This window comes from Acidaminococcales bacterium (assembly GCA_031290885.1).
In the GTDB taxonomy this organism is placed as follows: domain Bacteria; phylum Bacillota; class Negativicutes; order Acidaminococcales; family JAISLQ01; genus JAISLQ01.
Window position 1 is genome coordinate 15,081 of sequence record JAISLQ010000058.1, and the last position, 18,883, is coordinate 33,963.

Here is an 18,883-nt window from a genome sequence, read left to right on the forward strand (position 1 = left end):
CGGCACGGGTTTCACAAGATCCTTCTTGAACCAATCTTCAAACCTCTCCCCGTTCATTGCGCCAACATAACAGTGCCACGAAACCACTTTTGTGCCCTCTGCGGTTATGCCATACTTACATTATTGTTATATTTTGCCGAAACCTTAATATTTTTTTAGTTGAAACACTATATCATATTAAACATTCCCGCGCCGATAGGCTTTTGACCGTCAAAAGCTTGGCGGCGCGGCGATCCACAGTATTTTCGCCGCCCTTTTGCCAACGTTCGTCATGTAATGATTGGCGTTTGATTTATAACTGAAGGCTTCGCCCTGATGCGCTTTGTATTTCTTGTTGCCCAAGTGTATGTAAACGCTGCCGGACAACACATAGCCAAATTCTTCGCCCTGGTGGGCAATTTCTTCTTTCGACCTGCCGCCGGGCTCAAGCGTTATGATGATAGGCTCCATCACATTTTTTTGCGCGTTGGGAATTATCCACTCTATTTTAAACTTGTACTCTCTATCTTCCACCTGATAAAAATCTTCGTCGCGAAAGACAATCCGTTCGTCGGAATAATCATTGAAAAAGTCCTTTAAGGTGGTGCCGAGGCTTTCCAATATATTGGCAAGAGTGTTCAGGGACGGCGAGGTAAGATCGTTTTCCAGCTGGGAAATAAAACCTTTGGACAATTCGCAGCGGCTGGCCAGCTCATCCTGAGTGAGGCTTTTTTCCTGCCGTAGCCTCCGTATCTTAGCGCCAATGTTCATTTTTACGCCTGCAATTCCGCGCGATAGATAAAAAGTCCATCCGCTTGATCTACCAACAAAAGTTTACTTATACTAAAATTATATTTTTAAAGCGGTTAATTGTCAACAAAAACCGGCTTGCAACCACGGAAAGCAATTTTCAAAGCCCTAAGCGCTCTTTTTCAAGTCTTATGCTTTTGTCTCGTTGATCCCGTATTCATTTTGAAACTGCTTCCGGCTTGGCATTTGCGCGAACTTTGAAAATTGATTTCCGTGCTTAAGGCGGCTTTGGTGTTGCCATCGATGGTTTGCCTGTGGTATAATTCTAAAAAGCAAAGTTGCCGCCATATCCGCAAGCGGTTGCCGGATGCTTAAGGAGCGGATCGGCGGCATGCCGTGGCTGTTTTTCCTAAGAGCAGGTCAAACAAAGGTTTTTGCCGGTGACTTTGGATTTTCATCGCTGCGCTTGTTTTTTGGAAAGCCGATCGGCTTTATTTGCGGCTCGCCGCCTGTAAGAGGGGCAGTTCTATATATGACGTCCGCCTTAGGTTTTCTATGGCGTATTGTTTGAGGCCGCCGGTTCTGTTGCCGCCTGCCTTTTGCGTGGAAAAATCATCTTTACCTAATACGCCAAAACAATGAAGGGACAAAGTAACCGTAAGCCGGCCGCGCAGAAAGAGGCTTCTTGGCTGGAAAAGCCTTCCGCCGTTTGCGGTGAAGTTCTTCCCGGAGTTTTTTGCTGAAACATTTTCCGCAGGATTCGCAAAAGTAGGCAAAAACGTAGCTTCGCGTTAAGAAGGAAAGTGATAAACAAGGGTGGTACCGCGAGACTTTCGCCCCTATAGGGGCGAAAGTCTTCCTGTTTTTTGCCGGTCTGCGCACTGAAACGCAACGGCCGGCAATTTTCAACTTGCCGCAGTTTTTTAATAGCCCCGCCGCTTTGCGGCGCGGGGAATATATAATTTAGGAGGCGTAAAAATTGAGGGAACAATTGGAAGCGTTGCAAAAAGAGGCGCAGGCGGAAATTTCCGCCTGCGGCAGCTTGGCCGCGCTCAATGATCTTAAAGTAAAATATCTGGGCAAAAAAGGCCCTATTACTGCGGCCCTGCGCGGACTGTCCGCTCTTCCGGCCGAAGGGCGCCCACGCCTCGGGCAGGCGGTAAACAGCGTGAGGACGCTGATCGAAAGCCTATTGGAGCAAAAGGAAGCTGAGATCAGCCGGGAAGAACTGCAAAACCGCCTAAAGCGGGAGGAAGCCGACATTACCCTGCCCGGCCGCCGCCCGGCCAGGGGGCGGCTGCATCCTGTCACGCTGGTCATGGACAAAGTAAAAAGCATTTTTATGCGGATGGGCTTCGAGGTGCGCGAAGGGCCGGAGATCGAAAACGACTATTATAATTTCGAGTTGCTCAATCTGCCGAAAGACCACCCGGCGCGCGATGCGCAGGACACTTTTTATATAACCGGCGAGTATCTTTTGCGCACACACACCTCGCCCGTCCAAGCGCGTGTCATGCGCGGCAATGAACCCGGCGCGCCCATACGCATGATCGCGCCCGGCAAGGTTTACCGCTGCGATTACGATGCCACCCATTCGCCTATGTTTCATCAGGTGGAAGGGCTGTTGGTGGATCGGGACGTGGGGCTTTCCGACCTTAAAGGGACGCTGGAGTTGTTTATCAGGGAAATGTTCGGCCCGAAGGTGAAAGTGCGTCTGCGCCCAAGCTATTTCCCTTTTACCGAGCCGAGCGCCGAAGTGGATATATCTTGCGTCATCTGCGGCGGGCGGGGCTGCCGGGTGTGCAAAAATTCCGGCTGGCTGGAAATACTCGGCTCTGGCGTAGTGCATCCGCGCGTATTGGAAATGAGCGGCTACGACAGCGAAAAAATGAGCGGGTTCGCTTTTGGGATGGGCGTGGAGCGTATCGCCATGCTGGTTTACGGCATTGACGATTTGCGCCTGTTTTTTGAAAACGACCTGCGGTTCATCCGTCAGTTTGAGCGGGAGGCGGCATTGTAATGAGAGTGGCACTAAATTGGCTGAAAGAATATGTCGATATTGAGTATGGGCCGGAAGCGTTGGCGGAAAAACTTACCCGCGCCGGCATAGCTGTGGAAAGGATAATTTATCCAGGCGCGGGGACAGAAGGCGTAACGACGGGGCGGATAATGGAAATATGTCCCCACCCGCAAACTGGCAAGCTGCTGGTTTGCGCCGTTGACGCCGGAGGGGACGCGCCGCTTAATATAGTTACCGGCGCGGGCAATTTGGCGCCCGGGGCGGTTGTGCCGGTAGCCGTGGAAGGCGCGCTCCTTCCCGATGGGCGGGTGATAAAAACTGCCGTTTTGCGCGGCGTGCGTTCGGAAGGGATGCTTTGTTCGGCAAGCGAACTGGGCATAGAGGACAAGCTGCTGCGCCCGGAGGAACGGGAGGGAATATTTATATTGCCGCCGGGCACTTTAGCCGGATTGGACGTCAAAGCGGCTCTTTCCTGGGATGGCGCCGTGCTGGAATTGGAGCTTACCGCCAACCGGGGCGATTGCATGAGCATGATAGGGGTGGCGCGCGAGGCGGCCGCGCTGTGCGGCGGCAAGGTCAGGCACCCTCGCGTGGCGGTCAAAGAAGAAGGCGGGGCAATGCCGGCGGTGGAAGTAAAAATAACCGATCCACATCTTTGCCCGCGCTTTAGCGCGCGGGCGTTTACCAACATCAAGATACAGCCTTCCCCCCTTTGGCTGCAGAACCGTCTGCGGTTGTCCGGCGTGCGCCCGATAAACAATGTCGTTGATGTTACCAATTACGTCATGCTGGAAATGGGCCAGCCCATGCACGCTTACGACAGCCGGACGCTGGCCGGTTCCGCCGTGATCATAAGATCCGCCGCGCCCGGCGAAAAGCTCGTTACCCTTGACGGCGGCGAACGGACGCTTGAGGAAGGCATGATCGTCATAGCCGACCGAGACAAGGCCATCGGGCTGGGCGGCGTGATGGGCGGACTTGCCACGGAGATATCTGCCGCCACCGAATATGTGCTATTGGAAGCCGCCTGTTTCGACCCGGCGCAAACGCGCAGGACAAGCCGCGCGCTCGGTCTCGCGAGTGAAGCCTCCGCACGCTTTGTTCACGGCATAGACAGGGAAAATGTTGCCGCCGCGCTCGACCGGGCCGCCCAACTGCTGGAGGGGATCGGCGCGGCCAAAGCCTGCGTCGGCAAGATCGACAACTATCCCGGCAAAGTTGGCGCAATAAAAGTGCGGACAACCGAAACCGCCATGAACAAGCGGATCGGTACGGACTTGCCGGTTGGCCGCATGGCCGCCATACTCGAAAATCTCGCTTTCCAAGTGGAAACAGCCGGCGAAAGCCTAAATATAACCGTGCCAAGCTGGCGCAACGACGTGAGGGAGGCCGCCGACATCAGCGAAGAAATAGCGCGCAGCGTAGGATTTGACAACATAGCCGGGACTTTGCCGCAAGCGGCCATGGCGCGGGGCGGGCAAAGCCGCTTGAGCGCGCTTGCCGGCAATGTCAAAAACTTGCTGACGGCCGCCGGGCTTAACGAAATTATCGGTTACAGCTTTATCGGCCGGGGGAAAATAGACAAATTGGATCTGGCGGCCGACGACCCGCGCCGCCGGGCGATACCGGTCTTGAATCCCATCGCGGACGATTTTGCCGTCATGCGCACAACTCTTGTGCCCAGCCTTTTGGGCGCGCTTGCGCATAACATAGCGCATCGCAACGAGGACGCGGCGCTTTTTGAAATAGGCAGCATTTATCTGTCCGAAGAGTTGCCGCTCAACGCTTTCCCGCGCGAAGAAACTTTGCTTTGCGCGGTGCTGATCGGCGGGCGTTATCCCGCCGGCTGGAACCAGCCGGCGGGTCAGGTGGATTTTTATGATGTGAAAGGGCTGGCGGAAGAAATTTTTGCCCAACTTAACATCAAGGACTGCGCTTTCGCCGCCGGGACGGAAACCTACCTGCATCCGGGCAAGAGCGCGTGGATGATCCGCAAGGGGGAAAAAATCGGGGCAATCGGGGAAATACATCCGCAGGTAGCGGATGCTTTCGACCTGCCTGCCGCCTGCCTGCTGGAGTTAAACCTAAGTTCCTTGGCCGGCGATGCCGGGCAGACAGCGCGGTATGTGAAATTGCCCAAATATCCGGAAAACTACCGCGACCTGTCCATGACAGTCCCGGCACAGGTCAGCTATGAAAAAATAGCGGCGGCAATCAGGGAAAATGGCGGGCCGTTTTTAAGCTCCCTGCGCCTTTTTGACCTTTATACGGGAAAACAGATCCCGGAAGGGTATAAAAGCATGGCCTGGCGCCTTTTTTTCCAATCGCCGGAACGCACTTTGGCCGACGGGGAAGTAAATGCGGCGATCGCCGGCATTGTCGCGGCTTTGGAGAGGGATCTGTCGATAAAGCTAAGGGCCGTATAGTTTGCGCGGCGGCACAGGCCCATGTTTAGGGGGGCAAGCGCAATTAAAAAGGGGGACAATAGTTATGCTGACAAAAGTACGCCTGGGGAAAACCAATCTGACGGTTACGCGCCTCGCCATGGGCTGTTTGCCCATACAGCGCCTTAGCGCGCCCGATGCCGTCAAGCTTTTGCGCGAAGCTTACGAAGCGGGGATCAATTTTTATGATACCGCCCATGTCTATACCGACAGCGAAGCCAAAATAGGGGAAGCCTTTGCCGGCGGCCGGCGGCAGGATGTAGTTATTTCCTCCAAGACCATGAGCGAGGGTTACGACAAGACCGCGCGGCAGATCGACGAAAGCCTGCGCCGGCTGAAAACCGATTATGTGGATATATATCAGTGGCACAACCCCGACAATATAGACGGTTTCCTTGATGCGCACGGCCCTTACCAGGCCATGCTGGACGCTAAATGCGCCGGTAAAATAAGGTTTATCGGCATAACCAACCATAATCTTGGCAGGGCACATCAGGCCATTGATTCCGGCGCTTTCGATACCATGCAGTATCCTCTTTCCGTCCTGTCGTCGCCCGAGGAGATTGCCATGACCAAAAAATGCGCGGAGCGTGATATGGGCGTCATAGCCATGAAGGCCATGTGCGGCGGCCTGTTGGAGGACGGGCGGCTGCCTTTCGCCTTTTTGCGCCAATATCCGCATATTGTGCCGATCTGGGGCATACAGCGGCAGGAAGAATTGGAACAGTTCATTAGTTTGGAAAACCACCCCGAGCCTTTTACGGAGACAATGCGGGCGGAAGTGGAGAAAATCCGCCAAACTCATGGCGAGGGGTTTTGCCGCGGCTGCGGTTATTGCCTGCCCTGCCCGGTCAACATTGTCATACCGCTCTTTATGCGCATTTCGTTTATGGTCAACCGCAGCGGCATAGGCAGCCAATTCCATGAGGAGCGCCTGCAAGAAGCCGCGCGCATCGACGATTGCCTGAATTGCCGCGCTTGCGCCGACCGCTGCCCTTACAAATTAAATGTGCCTGAACAGCTCAAAAAGCAGCAGGCGGAATTTTACCGCCTTTACGATGAATATAAGAAAGAGCGGGGAGCTTGATGAAGCAAGCGGACGGCTTAATTAATCCGACAAGGGGCGATATATTATGCTTTTATCACAGCAAGCAAAGGCGCTTTGGGCAAAAGCGGCCAAGTCTGGCGGCGGTTGGCTGCCGCTTTACAAGCACATGGAAGATGCCGCCATAGTGGCGGAACTGCTATGGGATAACTGGCTGCCGCCAGGAACCAAGGATATTGTTGCCCGCGCCATTGCCGACGGCAGTGCCTGCTTTGCCCTGGAAGATGCGCGGGCCAAGGCGCGGAAAACATTCATATTTCTGGCGGCGGCCCATGATTTAGGCAAAGCCACGCCTGCTTTTCAGTATAAAAAGATATATCCTAATGCCGAAATAGGCGAGCAATTGGCCGAGCGGCTGAAAAGAGCGGGATTGATTGCGAAAAGAATGCAAGACCCCTACGCGATACATCATTCGCTGGCATCTCAGGCCATATTGGAACGGCGCGGCTTTACCCGCGCAATTGCGGTGGTATTAGGCGGGCATCACGGCAAGCCGCCCTCAATTTATGACATTGACGATGACAATATCAACGCTTACCCCAACAATACAGGTTTTAAGGACAAAGCGGCATGGGGCGCCGCGCAGTCGGAATTGTTCAATTATGCCTGTCAACTGGCGGATATGCCTGTGGACGAAGAGGAACTTTTACGTACCCTGGCATTGGACATTCCCGCGCAAGTTATTTTAAGCGGCCTTGTCATCATGGCGGATTGGTTAGCCAGCGACGAAAACCGTTTCCCTTATCTTGACGGCAATGATTTTAACTTAAAAATTCCCGTGCGTAAAAGAGCGGCCGATGCCTGGGAGAACATAGGATTGTCACGTTGGGCGGCAACGGAGGAATGGGCGAAAGCGGATCTTTACAAAACGCGTTTTGACAAAGAGGCGCGACCGGTGCAGAAGGCAGCTGTCGCCGTCGCCGCGGCGACAAAGGCGCCCGGACTTTTCATTGTTGAAGCGCCGATGGGCGAGGGAAAAACGGAAGCGGCCTTGGCTGTAGCGGAGATTTTCGCGCAAAAGAGCGGACGGGGAGGCTTGTTTTTTGCCCTGCCCACGCAGGCCACCTCCGATGGAATATTTGTCCGCTTTAAAAATTGGGCGGACAAAATAGCAAAAGTGGCGGGCGGTATCTACTCGCTTTCATTGGCGCACGGCAAGGCGCGTTTGAACGAAGAATACCGGGGGTTGAAAGCTCACCCGCAAGGAATTGAGGATGCGGAAGGAGGCGTGGTGGCGCAGGCATGGTTCAGCGGGCGCAAGAAGAGCCTGTTGGCGGATTTTGTCGTCGGCACCGTCGATCAGGCGCTAATGGCCGGACTGAGGCAGAAACATCAGGCCATGCGGCATCTCTCCTTGGCCAACAAGGTGGTGATCATTGACGAGTGCCACGCCTATGACGCCTACATGAGCCAGTACCTCTACAAAGCGCTGAACTGGCTGGGCGCTTACCGAGTGCCGGTCATACTGCTGTCGGCCACTTTGCCTGTGGGCAAAAGGCAAGACTTAATCAACGCTTATAAAGGCGGCCAAGCGGAAAATGGGGCAAACCTATCTTTGGCTTTTATGCGGGGCTACCCTATAATCACATCTACCGACGGCGGCGAAGCGGGGCAAACGGTGGTGGCTCCTTCTGAGCGCGGCATAGATGTTTCTTTGTCGTGGCTTTACGAGGATGCGGACATTGAAACGGCAGACGAAGGGGAACTGCCGATAATCGAAAAAATAGCGGACATACTCGACGAATATTTATCAGGCGGCGGTTGCGTTGGAATTATCGTCAACACCGTGCGGCGCGCGCAAAAAATTGCCCAGGGATTGGCGGCGCGTTACGGCACGGAAAATGTTCGTCTGCTACATTCCCGCTTTATCGGGGCTGACCGCGTTGCGAACGAGATGAAAATCAGAGAATTGTTGGGAGCGCCAACTAAAGAAAATACCGTAAAGCGTCCCGAAAAACTCATTGTTGTCGGCACGCAAGTGATGGAACAATCGCTCGATGTAGATTTTGACCTGCTTTTTACCGATATTTGCCCGATGGATCTGTTGCTGCAAAGAATCGGACGTCTGCATCGGCACGAACGCCCAAGGCCGGAAAAGTTGCGAAAGGCGGTTTGTTTTATTACTGGCGCACAAAAAGAAGGATTTGAAGCCGGAGCGGAGAAAATATATGGTAAATATCTTTTGTTTAACACTCAGCAATTGCTTTTGTCCAAGTTGGTTTTAAACCTGCCGGCAGACATTCCCGGACTGGTGGATGCGGCTTACGACCCGGACGGCGTAGATGTCGCGCCCGATTTGCAAGCTGAATACGCCGAAGCTAAACACCGGCAGGAAAACAAAATAAAAGAGAAGACAAACAGGGCAGACCAGTTCCAGATTTTCAAGCCGGGCAAAGGGGAAAATCTCGGTACGCTTATTGATTGGCTGGACATTGGCGTCAACGATCCTACCGGCAAAAGGGCGGAAGCGACGGTACGCGACACGGACAACTCGTTGGAAGTTATTGTTTTGCAAAAACGCCGCAGCAAGGTTTATTTGCTTCCCTGGCTGGATAAATCTGGCGGGCGGGAAATCTCCCGCGAGCGATCGCCCGACGAAGATATCGCGGCGAAGCTGGCCGCCTGCACGGTAAATTTACCGGGAAATTTTTCTTCTCCTAAGGTGATTGATGCTGCGATTGGCGAGCTTGAACAAAATAACATTGACGAAGGTTTGTCGGCCTGGCAGCAATCGCCTTGGCTGAAGGGGGAGTTGTTTTTGTTGTTGGACGAAAACCTTTCGGCGCGCTTAGGCGGCTATACGCTTAAATACGATGAAAAATACGGTCTGTGGGTGGAAAAGGCAGGTGAAGAATGATGAAAGAAGTTGAAAAAGATTTTGATTTGCTTAATAACCGATGGATTCTGGTTTTAAACGCAAAAGGCGAGGTTGAGGAGATATCTTTGCTGGAATTTTTCCGCCGGGCGCACGAACTGAAAAGTTTGGCCGGAGAACTCGTGACGCAGGATGTGGCGATGCTGCGGCTGCTGCTCGCGATAGTTTATGCCGTCTTTACCAAGTTTGACGCGAACGGCAATCCGTCGCCCCTAAAAAATATTAGTGACGCGCTAAAACGCTGGGAACAAATCTGGCAATTGCGTCAATTCCCTTTGGGGGCAATAGAAAAATATCTAAAAAAATACGAAGAGAGATTTTACCTTTTTCATCCCGAAAGGCCATTTTATCAGGTTCCTGCCCTTGACAAGGGAACGCCTTATTCCGCCGCCAAGCTTATGGGCGATTTGTCGGAAAGCAGCAACAAAGTAAGATTGTTTGCGTTAAAGACAGGCAGAGGGAAAAAACATGTCGGCAAAGCGGAAGCCGCCAGATGGCTTTTGCATTTGAATGCCTTTGACGATACGTCAAGCAAGCCATCAACACGGGGGGCAGGTCTGCCTTCGATCGGGGCTGGCTGGCTTGGCAAATTGGGCTTGGTTTTTGCCGTTGGAGCCAACATGTTTGAAACTTTGCTGCTGAACTTTGTTTTAGCTGATGAGAAACAAACCGTCTTTAGCAACGGGAAAACTACTTGGGAACAAGATAAAATCAACAAAGCCGAAAGAGTGAAAATTTCCGTTCCCGATAGCATGCCGGAACTGTTGACTTTGCAATCGCGCCGTGTTTTGCTGGAAAAAACTGCGGACGGCGAATATGTCAGTGGGTACAAGTTACTGGGCGGCGATGGATTCGAGAAAGATAACGCCGTTATTGAGCAAATGACTTTGTGGAATACAAAGGTAAACGGCAATCTTACTGTTTTTTCGCCAAAGCGCCATGACCCCGCGCGATTTTTGTGGCGGGATTTCCCGGCGCTTGTCGCTAACAGCCAAGATTTTAGGAAGCCTGGCGTTGTGCGTTGGGTTGGCATCTTGAAAAATCAAAAACTGATTGGCAACAAATTGGCAAGTTTTCAAACCGCAAGCATAAAATATGGAGACAAAGATTTTTTTATTGATGACGTTTTCAGCGATTCTATTACCTTAAACGCCGATTTGCTGACGGAGTTGGGCGGGGAATATGTCGGCAGGATTGTTGGCTTGCTGGACAAAACCGACAAATGCGTGAAAGCGTTGGGCTACTTGGCCGCCAATATTGCCGCAGCTGCCGGCGGCAGCGAGGTTCAAAACATAAGCGGCGTCAGTGAGGAAGCCCGCGAACAAGCATATTTTTCTTTGGACAAGCCGTTTCGCAATTGGTTGGCAGGCGTCGACCCGGAAAAAGACGATCTTGACGACATTGCCGCCGAATGGCTGCAAAAAATGAGCAGGATTGTTACTAAGCAAGGGGAGCAAATAGTCGCGCAAGCCGGGGAGAAGGCTTTTGTCGGCAGGTATAAAGAAATAAAGGGCAAGCGGGTTGCGCAGACGGCGGCAAAGGCGTTTTCGAGTTTTAAAATGGCAATAAAAAATACAATTAATGGTTAGGGGTGAAACAAAAACGCAATGAACGATTATGAAAGGATAAAAATTTTTGTCCGAAAGAAAATTATTCTGCTTGACAAAGAGACCCCTTGGGCGAAGGCCGCTTTGGCCAAGCTTCGGCGCGGCGCAGGCAAACCACCCGGAGAAACGCCGGAAATCTTTGACGTTACTTTAGGGAATCTGCCGGAAGAATTGGCCAGCCGGGGAAAAATTGCCGAAAGCGGACCCACGCGGGCCGAATGGGCCATCCATACCGTTCTGACCCTTTATGCTTTGCACCGGCAAGGGAAAGCAGCGACCATGAACATGGAAACAAAGGAGATCGCAGGCAAGAAAATATATGGCAATTCGCTCGGGGCAGCCGCCCGCAAACTTGTGAAAAGCGACAATGAAGAAACTATAAAAAGGCGCTTTGACACTATTGCCACCGCAAAAGATCTTGCCGAGCTTGCGCACCATGCCCGGGGTTTGGTGCAGCTGTTCAAAGCCGATGACATACCCTTGGACTACCCCCGTTTGGCCGAAGATTTATATTGGTATCAGTTTCCTGACCATCAGAATAAATTAATATTGCGCTGGGGGGAGGATTTTTGGCGGGGGACAAGCGGAAACGAGCGGGAAATAGATAAAGAACAAAAAGAAGGAGCAAAATAATGATGAAAAAAGTGTTTGTCGATTTTCACGTCATCCAGACCGTGCCGCCCAGTTGCGTCAACCGCGATGACACCGGCAGCCCCAAAACCGCCGTTTATGGCGGAGTGCGCCGTGCGCGCGTATCTTCACAGAGTTGGAAGCGCGCTATGAGAAAGATGTTTCGTGAACATTTTGACGAATTTGAATTGGGGCAGCGCACCAAAAAAATCGTTGCGCTTGTGGCGGAAAAAATAAGTGCTTGTGACAAGGCGAAGAGTGAAGAGCAAAGCAAAAAACTTGCGGAAGAAATTATCAACCTTGCCGGTGTAACGACTAAAGACGCGGAAGCCAAAGCGTTATTTTTCATGACCGGCAAACAAGCGGAAAACCTCGCCGGGCTCGTTCTCGACAGGGATTTTGGCTCAAAAAAAGATACGCAAAAGAAAAAAGAAGCGCAAATCGCCCTCAATAAAAACCAAGGCGTTGACATAGCCTTATTTGGCCGCATGGTAGCGGACGACCCTTCGCTTAATGCCGACGCATCCGCCCAGGTGGCGCATAGCATATCCACCCACCGCGTGGACAATGAATACGACTACTTCACCGCCGTTGACGACTTGGCGCCGGAGGACAACGCCGGCGCCGGCATGATCGGCACGGTAGAATACAACTCATCCACCCTTTATCGCTACGCTACAGTAGCCGCCCATGAACTTTTTAAACAATTGGCGGAAGAGCCGGACGCGCTCGCCAAAGCAATAAAAGAATTTGCCCGCGCTTTTATCGCCTCCATGCCGGATGGCAAGCAAAATACCTTTGCCAACCGCACCTTGCCGGATGCCGTGCTTGTTGCCGTGCGCGCGGATCAACCGGTAAACCTGGCCGGCGCTTTTGAGGAAGCGATAAGAAGCAAAGAAGATGGCTTCGTCAAAGAATCCATCAAAAAATTAAAAGGTCATGCCCAAAAAGTTTATGGGGAATTCGCCTGTGCGCCGGCCAAAAGTTACGTGATTAACGCCGACTTGTCCGAACTTGGCGTGCCAGTCGATTTTAAGACTTTGCTGGACGAACTGGAAAAAGAAATGAAAGACAGATTTTCTCCGGGAAACAATTAACGGCGGGGATGACTATGAGCACATTATTGATTAGACTGGCCGGGCCGCTCCAAGCATGGGGGACGGACAGCAAATTCAACAAAAGGATGACCGGGCGCGAACCCACGAAAAGCGGAGTTGTTGGCCTCGTGGCCGCCGCGCTCGGCCTTAGGCGCACGGACGATGCCGCCAAACTATGCAAGCTCCGCTTCGGCGTACGGGTGGATCAGCCGGGAAAACTTGTTGTGGATTTTCATACGGCTCGCAGGCATGATGGGAAATCTGATATAACACATCGCTATTACATAGCTGACGCCGTGTTTTTGGCAGGGCTGGAAGGAGAGGAGCCTCTGCTAAAGGAAATTGACGCCGCCTTGAAGACACCGTGGTTCCCTCTCTTCTTGGGGCGGCGCGCCTGTCCGCCGGTCGGCCAACTTTCGTTGGGCGTAAGAGATGGCGCGGCCCTTATGGAAGCCTTGCGCGATGAACCGTGGCAAGCCGCCGGCTGGTATAAAGCAAAAACCGAACGCGCAGAAATGGAAATAGTCCGCGATGCCGTGCCGGAAGATAACTATGCCTTTACTGTTCGCGACCAGCCCCTTTCTTTTGACCAAGTACATCGCCGGTATACTTTCCGTCCGGTTGTCAGCGATATAAACGCCGTAAAAATCATTAACCTTGCCCAAAAACCTGATTTGCCGGAAACGCCGACAAGCCACGATGCCATGGCGGAGGTGCCATGATGTACATATCGCGGATTGAACTTAATTGCCGGCGGCGGGAAACTGGATACCTGCTCGCCTCGCCCCAACGCCTGCATGCCGCGCTTGCCGGCAGTTTCCCGGCGGACGGCGCTGACGGCAAGAAGAGGATGCTCTGGCGGATAGATAAATTGGGCAGCGCTCTTTATATCATCACGCAAAGCCAGCAAAAGCCGGATTTTACCCACATAGTGGAAAAGTGCGGCTGGCCGGGTGCCAAACAGCAGTGGCTGACCAAGGAATACGGGCCGTTTCTGGAACGGCTGCAGACTGGGCAGGCATGGCAGTTTCGGTTGCGCGCGAATCCGGTGCGCAGCCTTTTGCGGACGGAGGCGGGCAAGGGAGACGAGAGGGCAAAGGCCAGAGGCCAATTGTCCGCTTTGGCGGATGCGGAAAAGCAAAAAAAGTGGTTGTGCGAAAAGGGACTGCGGCATGGGTTCTATTTTTTGACAAAGAAAGACGAACCGCAAAACATAGAAGTCGTGCAAAAGGAAATTAAGGAATTTTACCGTTTTGATCCTGCCGCCAATGAACGTAAAACAGTTACGATCAACATGGTAACTTTTGAAGGGATATTGTTGATTGCGGAGCGGGAAAAATTTACCGCCGCGATGCTTAATGGCATTGGCCGCGCCAAAGCCTATGGTTGTGGGCTGCTGACCCTCGCGAGGCTGCCGTGAGGGAAATGCCCGGCCTGGATCGGCCTGAATTGCAGGATTTGCCGCAAATCAAGGAACGCATCTCTTTCCTTTACGTGGAAAGATGCCTGATAAACCGCCAGGACAGCGCGATTGCCATTACCGACGAGCGCGGGACAGTCTGTGCGCCCGCCGCGAATTTAGGCGTGATGCTGCTCGGCCCCGGGACGAACATTTCGCACCGCGCCATGGAACTCATTGGCGATGCCGGCGTAAGCGTCATCTGGGTCGGGGAACGCGGCGTGCGTTATTACGCTCACGGCCGGCCTCTCACGCACTCCTCAAGGCTTCTGACGGCGCAAGCCTATCTTGTTTCCAATAATAGGACGCGCCTTGCGGTCGCCCGGCAAATGTATCAGATGCGTTTTCCCAATGAAGATGTTTCCCAGATGACCATGCAGCAGTTGCGCGGACGGGAAGGCGCCAGGGTACGCGCCGTTTACCGCCGCGCTTCCAAACAGACGGGCGTGCCATGGCATGGTCGGGAATACAATCCCGATAATTTTCAGGACAGCGATCCTATAAACATGGCATTGTCGGCGGCGCACGCCTGCCTTTACGGCATTGCCCACAGCGTGATCGTAGCGCTTGGCTGTTCGCCGGGGCTCGGCTTTGTCCATGCCGGACATGAGCGTTCCTTTGTCTATGACATAGCGGATTTGTACAAGGCGGAAATAACCGTTCCGGCTGCTTTTGCGGTAGTGGCGGAAAGTCCGGAAGACATTGCCCAGGCGACCAGGCGCGCGGTGCGCGATGCCATTGCCGATGGACGGATTATGGAACAGATCGCCAAAGACATTCATCACTTATTGACGAACAACTTGCCGGATTATGAAAAAAACAAAGAAAGTAGCCTTGCAACGGATGTTTTGCGGCTATGGGACGGAAAAACGGGATTTGTTCCCAACGCCGTATCTTACGGCAGGGAATTGGACAATATGGAAGATATGGAAGAAAACGGTGATTTTGCCTTAACCGAAGGCTATGGGCGTATCTTGGAGGAAGAGTGATGGTAGTGATAACGCTTACCAATTGCCCGGCCGCCCTGTGCGGTGATTTGACAAAATGGCTGCTGGAAATCGGCGCAGGAATTTTTGTCGGAAAGGTCAGCGCCCGTGTGCGGGAAAATATCTGGGAACGGGTAAAGAAAGCCGCCAAAAAGGGCAGGGCGACTATGGCTTACAGCGCAAACAACGAGCAGCGGCTTGACTTTAAAGTGCATAACGGCGAATGGGAACCTATTGATTTTGACGGTATAAAGCTGATGTTGCACCCGAGCCCGGCCCGCACAAGAAAATTGAGCGGAATAAGGCTCGGCTACAGCAAGGCCAGCCGGTATCAAGCGATAAAACGTCGGGCAGCCTTTAAGCTGCGGGAGGAAGCATTGCCGGCATCGTATGTGGTCGTGGATATTGAAACATCCGGACTGTCGGCACGCAAAGACGCGATTGTCGAAATCAGCGCCTTACAGGTAACCGACGGCAAGACATTAAATACTTTCAGCGCATTAATTCGCGGCGATGTCCCTATTTCCGCCGAAATAGAAGAAATGACGGGGATTACCAATCCTATGTTGCAAAAAGAGGGGCGGGAACTTGCGCTGGTACTCCCGGAATTTCTTGATTTTATAGGGCGCTCCCCTATTATTGCCCATAATGCGCCGTTTGACATCAATTTTCTCAATGAAGCCTGCCAAAAACATTCCTGTGTTCCGCTTGCCAACAAATGCATAGACACTCTTTCGTTGTCCAAAAAAATTGTTCAGGGTGCGAAAAGGCATACTTTAACAGCGATGGCAGAATATTTTGGCATAAATATGACGTCCGCGCACAGAGCGTTATCAGACTGCTTTGCAACAAAAGAATTATATGAAAAACTAAAAGAAATGCAAACTGAAAAAAATTAAAATCGGCTTGGCTACTGGAAAAAATTAGTAACTTCCCCGCGCAAGCGGGGGTGATCCTCTGATGGTGGTTTCCTTGGTGAAGTTAAAACTAATGCTCGTGAAATTGGTAATTGGCTTTCTGATCTTAATCCTTTTGGTTCAAGGTGGTGATTTTATGTCTTGGACTTTACTTGCTCAAATTGTTAACTTTTTTATTCTTTTTGTTATTTTGTTTTTGGTTTTTCGTATTCTTTGGCGTTTAGGTTCTAAATAATTTCTGGTATTTTCAAATTTGGTGATTAGAGGTGTCTCTTTTGTTTGGTAAAATTATTCGTTTTTGTGTTGCTGTATGGGCTATTTTCTTCACTATCGCTTTAATTGTTGTTCTTTGTCATACTCTTTATTGGAATCTCTTTCGATAATTTTGTGTAAGTAAATTTTATATAAAAGAGGTGAATATTATGGCAAAACGCGCTCAGCTCTCAAAATCCGGATCCAAGCGACTTTAACTTCCCCGCGCAAGCGGGGGTGATCCCGTGACGCCCGCGGCGGCACACGCTACACCGAAAACTTCCCCGCGCAAGCGGGGGTGATCCATACCGGAATAATAGATCTAATCTCTGAACGTAAACTTCCCCGCGCAAGCGGGGGTGATCCCAGATTGCGATGTGCTATTAAGCAAGTTGGCCGAACTTCCCCGCGCAAGCGGGGGTGATCCACGCGATTTCAATCTCGCCCGCCGCGCTGGTTACAACTTCCCCGCGCAAGCGGGGGTGATCCTCGCTTCTTGCCCAAGGCATAGACTTTCATGGCAACTTCCCCGCGCAAGCGGGGGTGATCCGACTTCATCGACCGCGCCGATACTGATGTTGCAACTTCCCCGCGCAAGCGGGGGTGATCCTATCCGGCATAGGCTCGCGCAAGGACATCACTACAACTTCCCCGCGCAAGCGGGGGTGATCCTAGAGATTTCTATAATCCTCAAACCCCCACCTGAACTTCCCCGCGCAAGCGGGGGTGATCCCTATAAGCTGCGCCGCGTCCCCTGCGGCTATGTCAACTTCCCCGCGCAAGCGGGGGTGATCCGTGCTACAAAGGCATCCCGATGGAGACCGTCGCTAACTTCCCCGCGCAAGCGGGGGTGATCCGATGACGAAAAATTATTCATGCAGCCAGATACTAACTTCCCCGCGCAAGCGGGGGTGATCCTGCGCACTATACCTTGGTATCCGACCTGGACAGAACTTCCCCGCGCAAGCGGGGGTGATCCTTGAGTACGGACACATTGATATCCCTCTTAGTCGAACTTCCCCGCGCAAGCGGGGGTGATCCGATAAAGGGAGCGTGTAACATAATGACGAATAAAACTTCCCCGCGCAAGCGGGGGTGATCCTCACTTTTTTTCACCTCACAAAAAAAAATTTCAAACTTCCCCGCGCAAGCGGGGGTGATCCTTGCGTTTTACAGCGTTGTAGATATGTGCAAAGAACTTCCCCGCGCAAGCGGGGGTGATCCGAGGGATATCGATATGTCCATACTCTATCCGCTAACTTCCCCGCGCAAGCGGGGGTGATCCTCTGCCGTTGGCTTATGCGACTGTATGCACAGCAACTTCCCCGCGCAAGCGGGGGTGATCCTCATACAAATAAAATTTATCGTTGTCGCCGTCCAACTTCCCCGCGCAAGCGGGGGTGATCCTATACATTTCCATTATAATATCTGCGGGTTCACAACTTCCCCGCGCAAGCGGGGGTGATCCTATCATTTGATTTGGTTAATACCTGAATAATCTAACTTCCCCGCGCAAGCGGGGGTGATCCCGGACATAAAGCCCGGCGTCAGGACATCGGAAAAACTTCCCCGCGCAAGCGGGGGTGATCCTGACAGAAAATTCAGACATTAAAAGTGAATGACAACTTCCCCGCGCAAGCGGGGGTGATCCTATTTTTATCTGCGGCAAAAAGAGTACGGCCAGAACTTCCCCGCGCAAGCGGGGGTGATCCTCGCTTAGCCGCTATAGCGCCATTGTCAACAAAAAACTTCCCCGCGCAAGCGGGGGTGATCCTAAAATTTTTGCTTCTTACAAATATTGGGACACAACTTCCCCGCGCAAGCGGGGGTGATCCTCCTCTTGGCAAAAAAGGCCACGGAGCTTGGCTAACTTCCCCGCGCAAGCGGGGGTGATCCTTAGTGACTAGAAGATTCTTATCAGGTGTATTTAACTTCCCCGCGCAAGCGGGGGTGATCCCTTGGTATGTCGATGGTGCTTTTTACGTCGTCGAACTTCCCCGCGCAAGCGGGGGTGATCCTTTCCTGGTCGTTCAAAAAGGCTTGCTTTATGGAACTTCCCCGCGCAAGCGGGGGTGATCCGTTACTTTTTTGTCTTTCTTCCCGCGCTGCGCGAACTTCCCCGCGCAAGCGGGGGTGATCCCTCTTTTATTGGCCGACCCTTTCCGCTATGCCGAACTTCCCCGCGCAAGCGGGGGTGATCCTTCAAGACGTCCGCCGAATTCTGGACAAAGACTAACTTCCCCGCGCAAGCGGGGGTGATCCGTCGGCGCGCTTTTCATGGTCATGGGGACGGGCAAAAAACTTCCCCGCGCAAGCGGGGGTGATCCTCGTCAGGCGAGGCCCCGTATTCGTCAAAGGCAAACTTCCCCGCGCAAGCGGGGGTGATCCCGGCGGCGGAGCATGACAAGCTGGCCAATGAAAAACTTCCCCGCGCAAGCGGGGGTGATCCCTTTCTTACGGTGCTTTTCCAAAAGGTCGGTGAAACTTCCCCGCGCAAGCGGGGGTGATCCTGGACTAAATTTTACTAAATAATCCTCTGCGATAACTTCCCCGCGCAAGCGGGGGTGATCCGATACCTGGAAGGCGGCGCTGCTTGTTTGGGACAACTTCCCCGCGCAAGCGGGGGTGATCCTCATCCAAATCAACCACACCCTAACAAAAGATAAACTTCCCCGCGCAAGCGGGGGTGATCCACTACATCAGCGAAGGCGCGGGCGGGGCGACCAAACTTCCCCGCGCAAGCGGGGGTGATCCTACTCCAA

13 protein-coding genes, 1 CRISPR repeat array and 1 other annotated feature are annotated in these 18,883 nt (G+C 52.7%); of the genes, 12 read left to right on the plus strand and 1 reads right to left on the minus strand.

Annotated features, from left to right (window positions below; all coding sequences use genetic code 11):
• Positions 1-210: 210 nt before the first annotated feature.
• A complete protein-coding gene (locus LBO03_06985; protein MDR3349331.1) occupies positions 211-750 on the minus strand; it encodes a cupin domain-containing protein in 540 nt (179 codons plus the stop codon).
• A gap of 346 nt (positions 751-1,096) precedes the next feature.
• Here LBO03_06985 and LBO03_06990 point away from each other — a divergent pair, with 346 nt between their 5' ends.
• The 12 genes from LBO03_06990 (at position 1,097) to cas2e (ending at position 15,851) form a co-directional block, all read left to right on the plus strand.
• A complete protein-coding gene (locus tag LBO03_06990) occupies positions 1,097-1,300 on the plus strand; it encodes a hypothetical protein (protein MDR3349332.1) in 204 nt (67 codons plus the stop codon).
• A gap of 58 nt (positions 1,301-1,358) precedes the next feature.
• Positions 1,359-1,573 (plus strand) — a binding site (T-box leader).
• A gap of 135 nt (positions 1,574-1,708) precedes the next feature.
• Positions 1,709-2,749 (plus strand): phenylalanine--tRNA ligase subunit alpha, encoded by a 1,041-nt coding sequence (locus LBO03_06995; GenBank protein ID MDR3349333.1) that lies wholly within the window; start codon positions 1,709-1,711, stop codon positions 2,747-2,749.
• Positions 2,749-5,175, plus strand: a complete 2,427-nt coding sequence (gene pheT / locus LBO03_07000) for a phenylalanine--tRNA ligase subunit beta (GenBank protein MDR3349334.1) — start codon at positions 2,749-2,751, stop codon at positions 5,173-5,175. Before LBO03_06995 ends, pheT begins: the two co-directional genes overlap by 1 nt.
• A 64-nt stretch (positions 5,176-5,239) precedes the next feature.
• The gene (locus tag LBO03_07005; GenBank protein ID MDR3349335.1) at positions 5,240-6,280 is read left to right on the plus strand and encodes an aldo/keto reductase; all 1,041 of its coding nucleotides are present in this window, start codon (positions 5,240-5,242) and stop codon (positions 6,278-6,280) included.
• A gap of 46 nt (positions 6,281-6,326) precedes the next feature.
• Positions 6,327-9,155, plus strand: coding sequence for a CRISPR-associated helicase Cas3' (gene cas3 / locus LBO03_07010; protein ID MDR3349336.1), 2,829 nt, complete (start codon positions 6,327-6,329; stop codon positions 9,153-9,155).
• Positions 9,152-10,762, plus strand: coding sequence for a type I-E CRISPR-associated protein Cse1/CasA (gene casA, locus LBO03_07015; protein ID MDR3349337.1), 1,611 nt, complete (start codon positions 9,152-9,154; stop codon positions 10,760-10,762). Before cas3 ends, casA begins: the two co-directional genes overlap by 4 nt.
• A gap of 18 nt (positions 10,763-10,780) precedes the next feature.
• Positions 10,781-11,413: a type I-E CRISPR-associated protein Cse2/CasB gene (gene casB, locus LBO03_07020; GenBank protein MDR3349338.1), complete on the plus strand. Its 633-nt coding sequence runs from the start codon at positions 10,781-10,783 to the stop codon at positions 11,411-11,413.
• Positions 11,413-12,507 carry a type I-E CRISPR-associated protein Cas7/Cse4/CasC gene (gene cas7e / locus LBO03_07025; protein ID MDR3349339.1) on the plus strand — a complete coding sequence of 365 codons (1,095 nt, stop codon included), beginning with the start codon at positions 11,413-11,415 and terminating at the stop codon, positions 12,505-12,507. Before casB ends, cas7e begins: the two co-directional genes overlap by 1 nt.
• 14 nt (positions 12,508-12,521) lie before the next feature.
• Complete coding sequence (gene cas5e, locus LBO03_07030; protein MDR3349340.1) at positions 12,522-13,229, plus strand: type I-E CRISPR-associated protein Cas5/CasD; 708 nt, start codon at positions 12,522-12,524, stop codon at positions 13,227-13,229.
• Positions 13,226-13,927, plus strand: a complete 702-nt coding sequence (cas6e, locus tag LBO03_07035; GenBank protein ID MDR3349341.1) for a type I-E CRISPR-associated protein Cas6/Cse3/CasE — start codon at positions 13,226-13,228, stop codon at positions 13,925-13,927. Before cas5e ends, cas6e begins: the two co-directional genes overlap by 4 nt.
• A gap of 5 nt (positions 13,928-13,932) precedes the next feature.
• A complete protein-coding gene (gene cas1e / locus LBO03_07040) occupies positions 13,933-14,955 on the plus strand; it encodes a type I-E CRISPR-associated endonuclease Cas1e (protein ID MDR3349342.1) in 1,023 nt (340 codons plus the stop codon).
• The gene (gene cas2e, locus LBO03_07045) at positions 14,955-15,851 is read left to right on the plus strand and encodes a type I-E CRISPR-associated endoribonuclease Cas2e (GenBank protein ID MDR3349343.1); all 897 of its coding nucleotides are present in this window, start codon (positions 14,955-14,957) and stop codon (positions 15,849-15,851) included. Before cas1e ends, cas2e begins: the two co-directional genes overlap by 1 nt.
• Positions 15,852-16,337: 486 nt before the next feature.
• A CRISPR array of direct repeats spans positions 16,338-18,875; the repeat unit is 28 nt; unit sequence AACTTCCCCGCGCAAGCGGGGGTGATCC.
• Positions 18,876-18,883 lie beyond the last annotated feature (8 nt).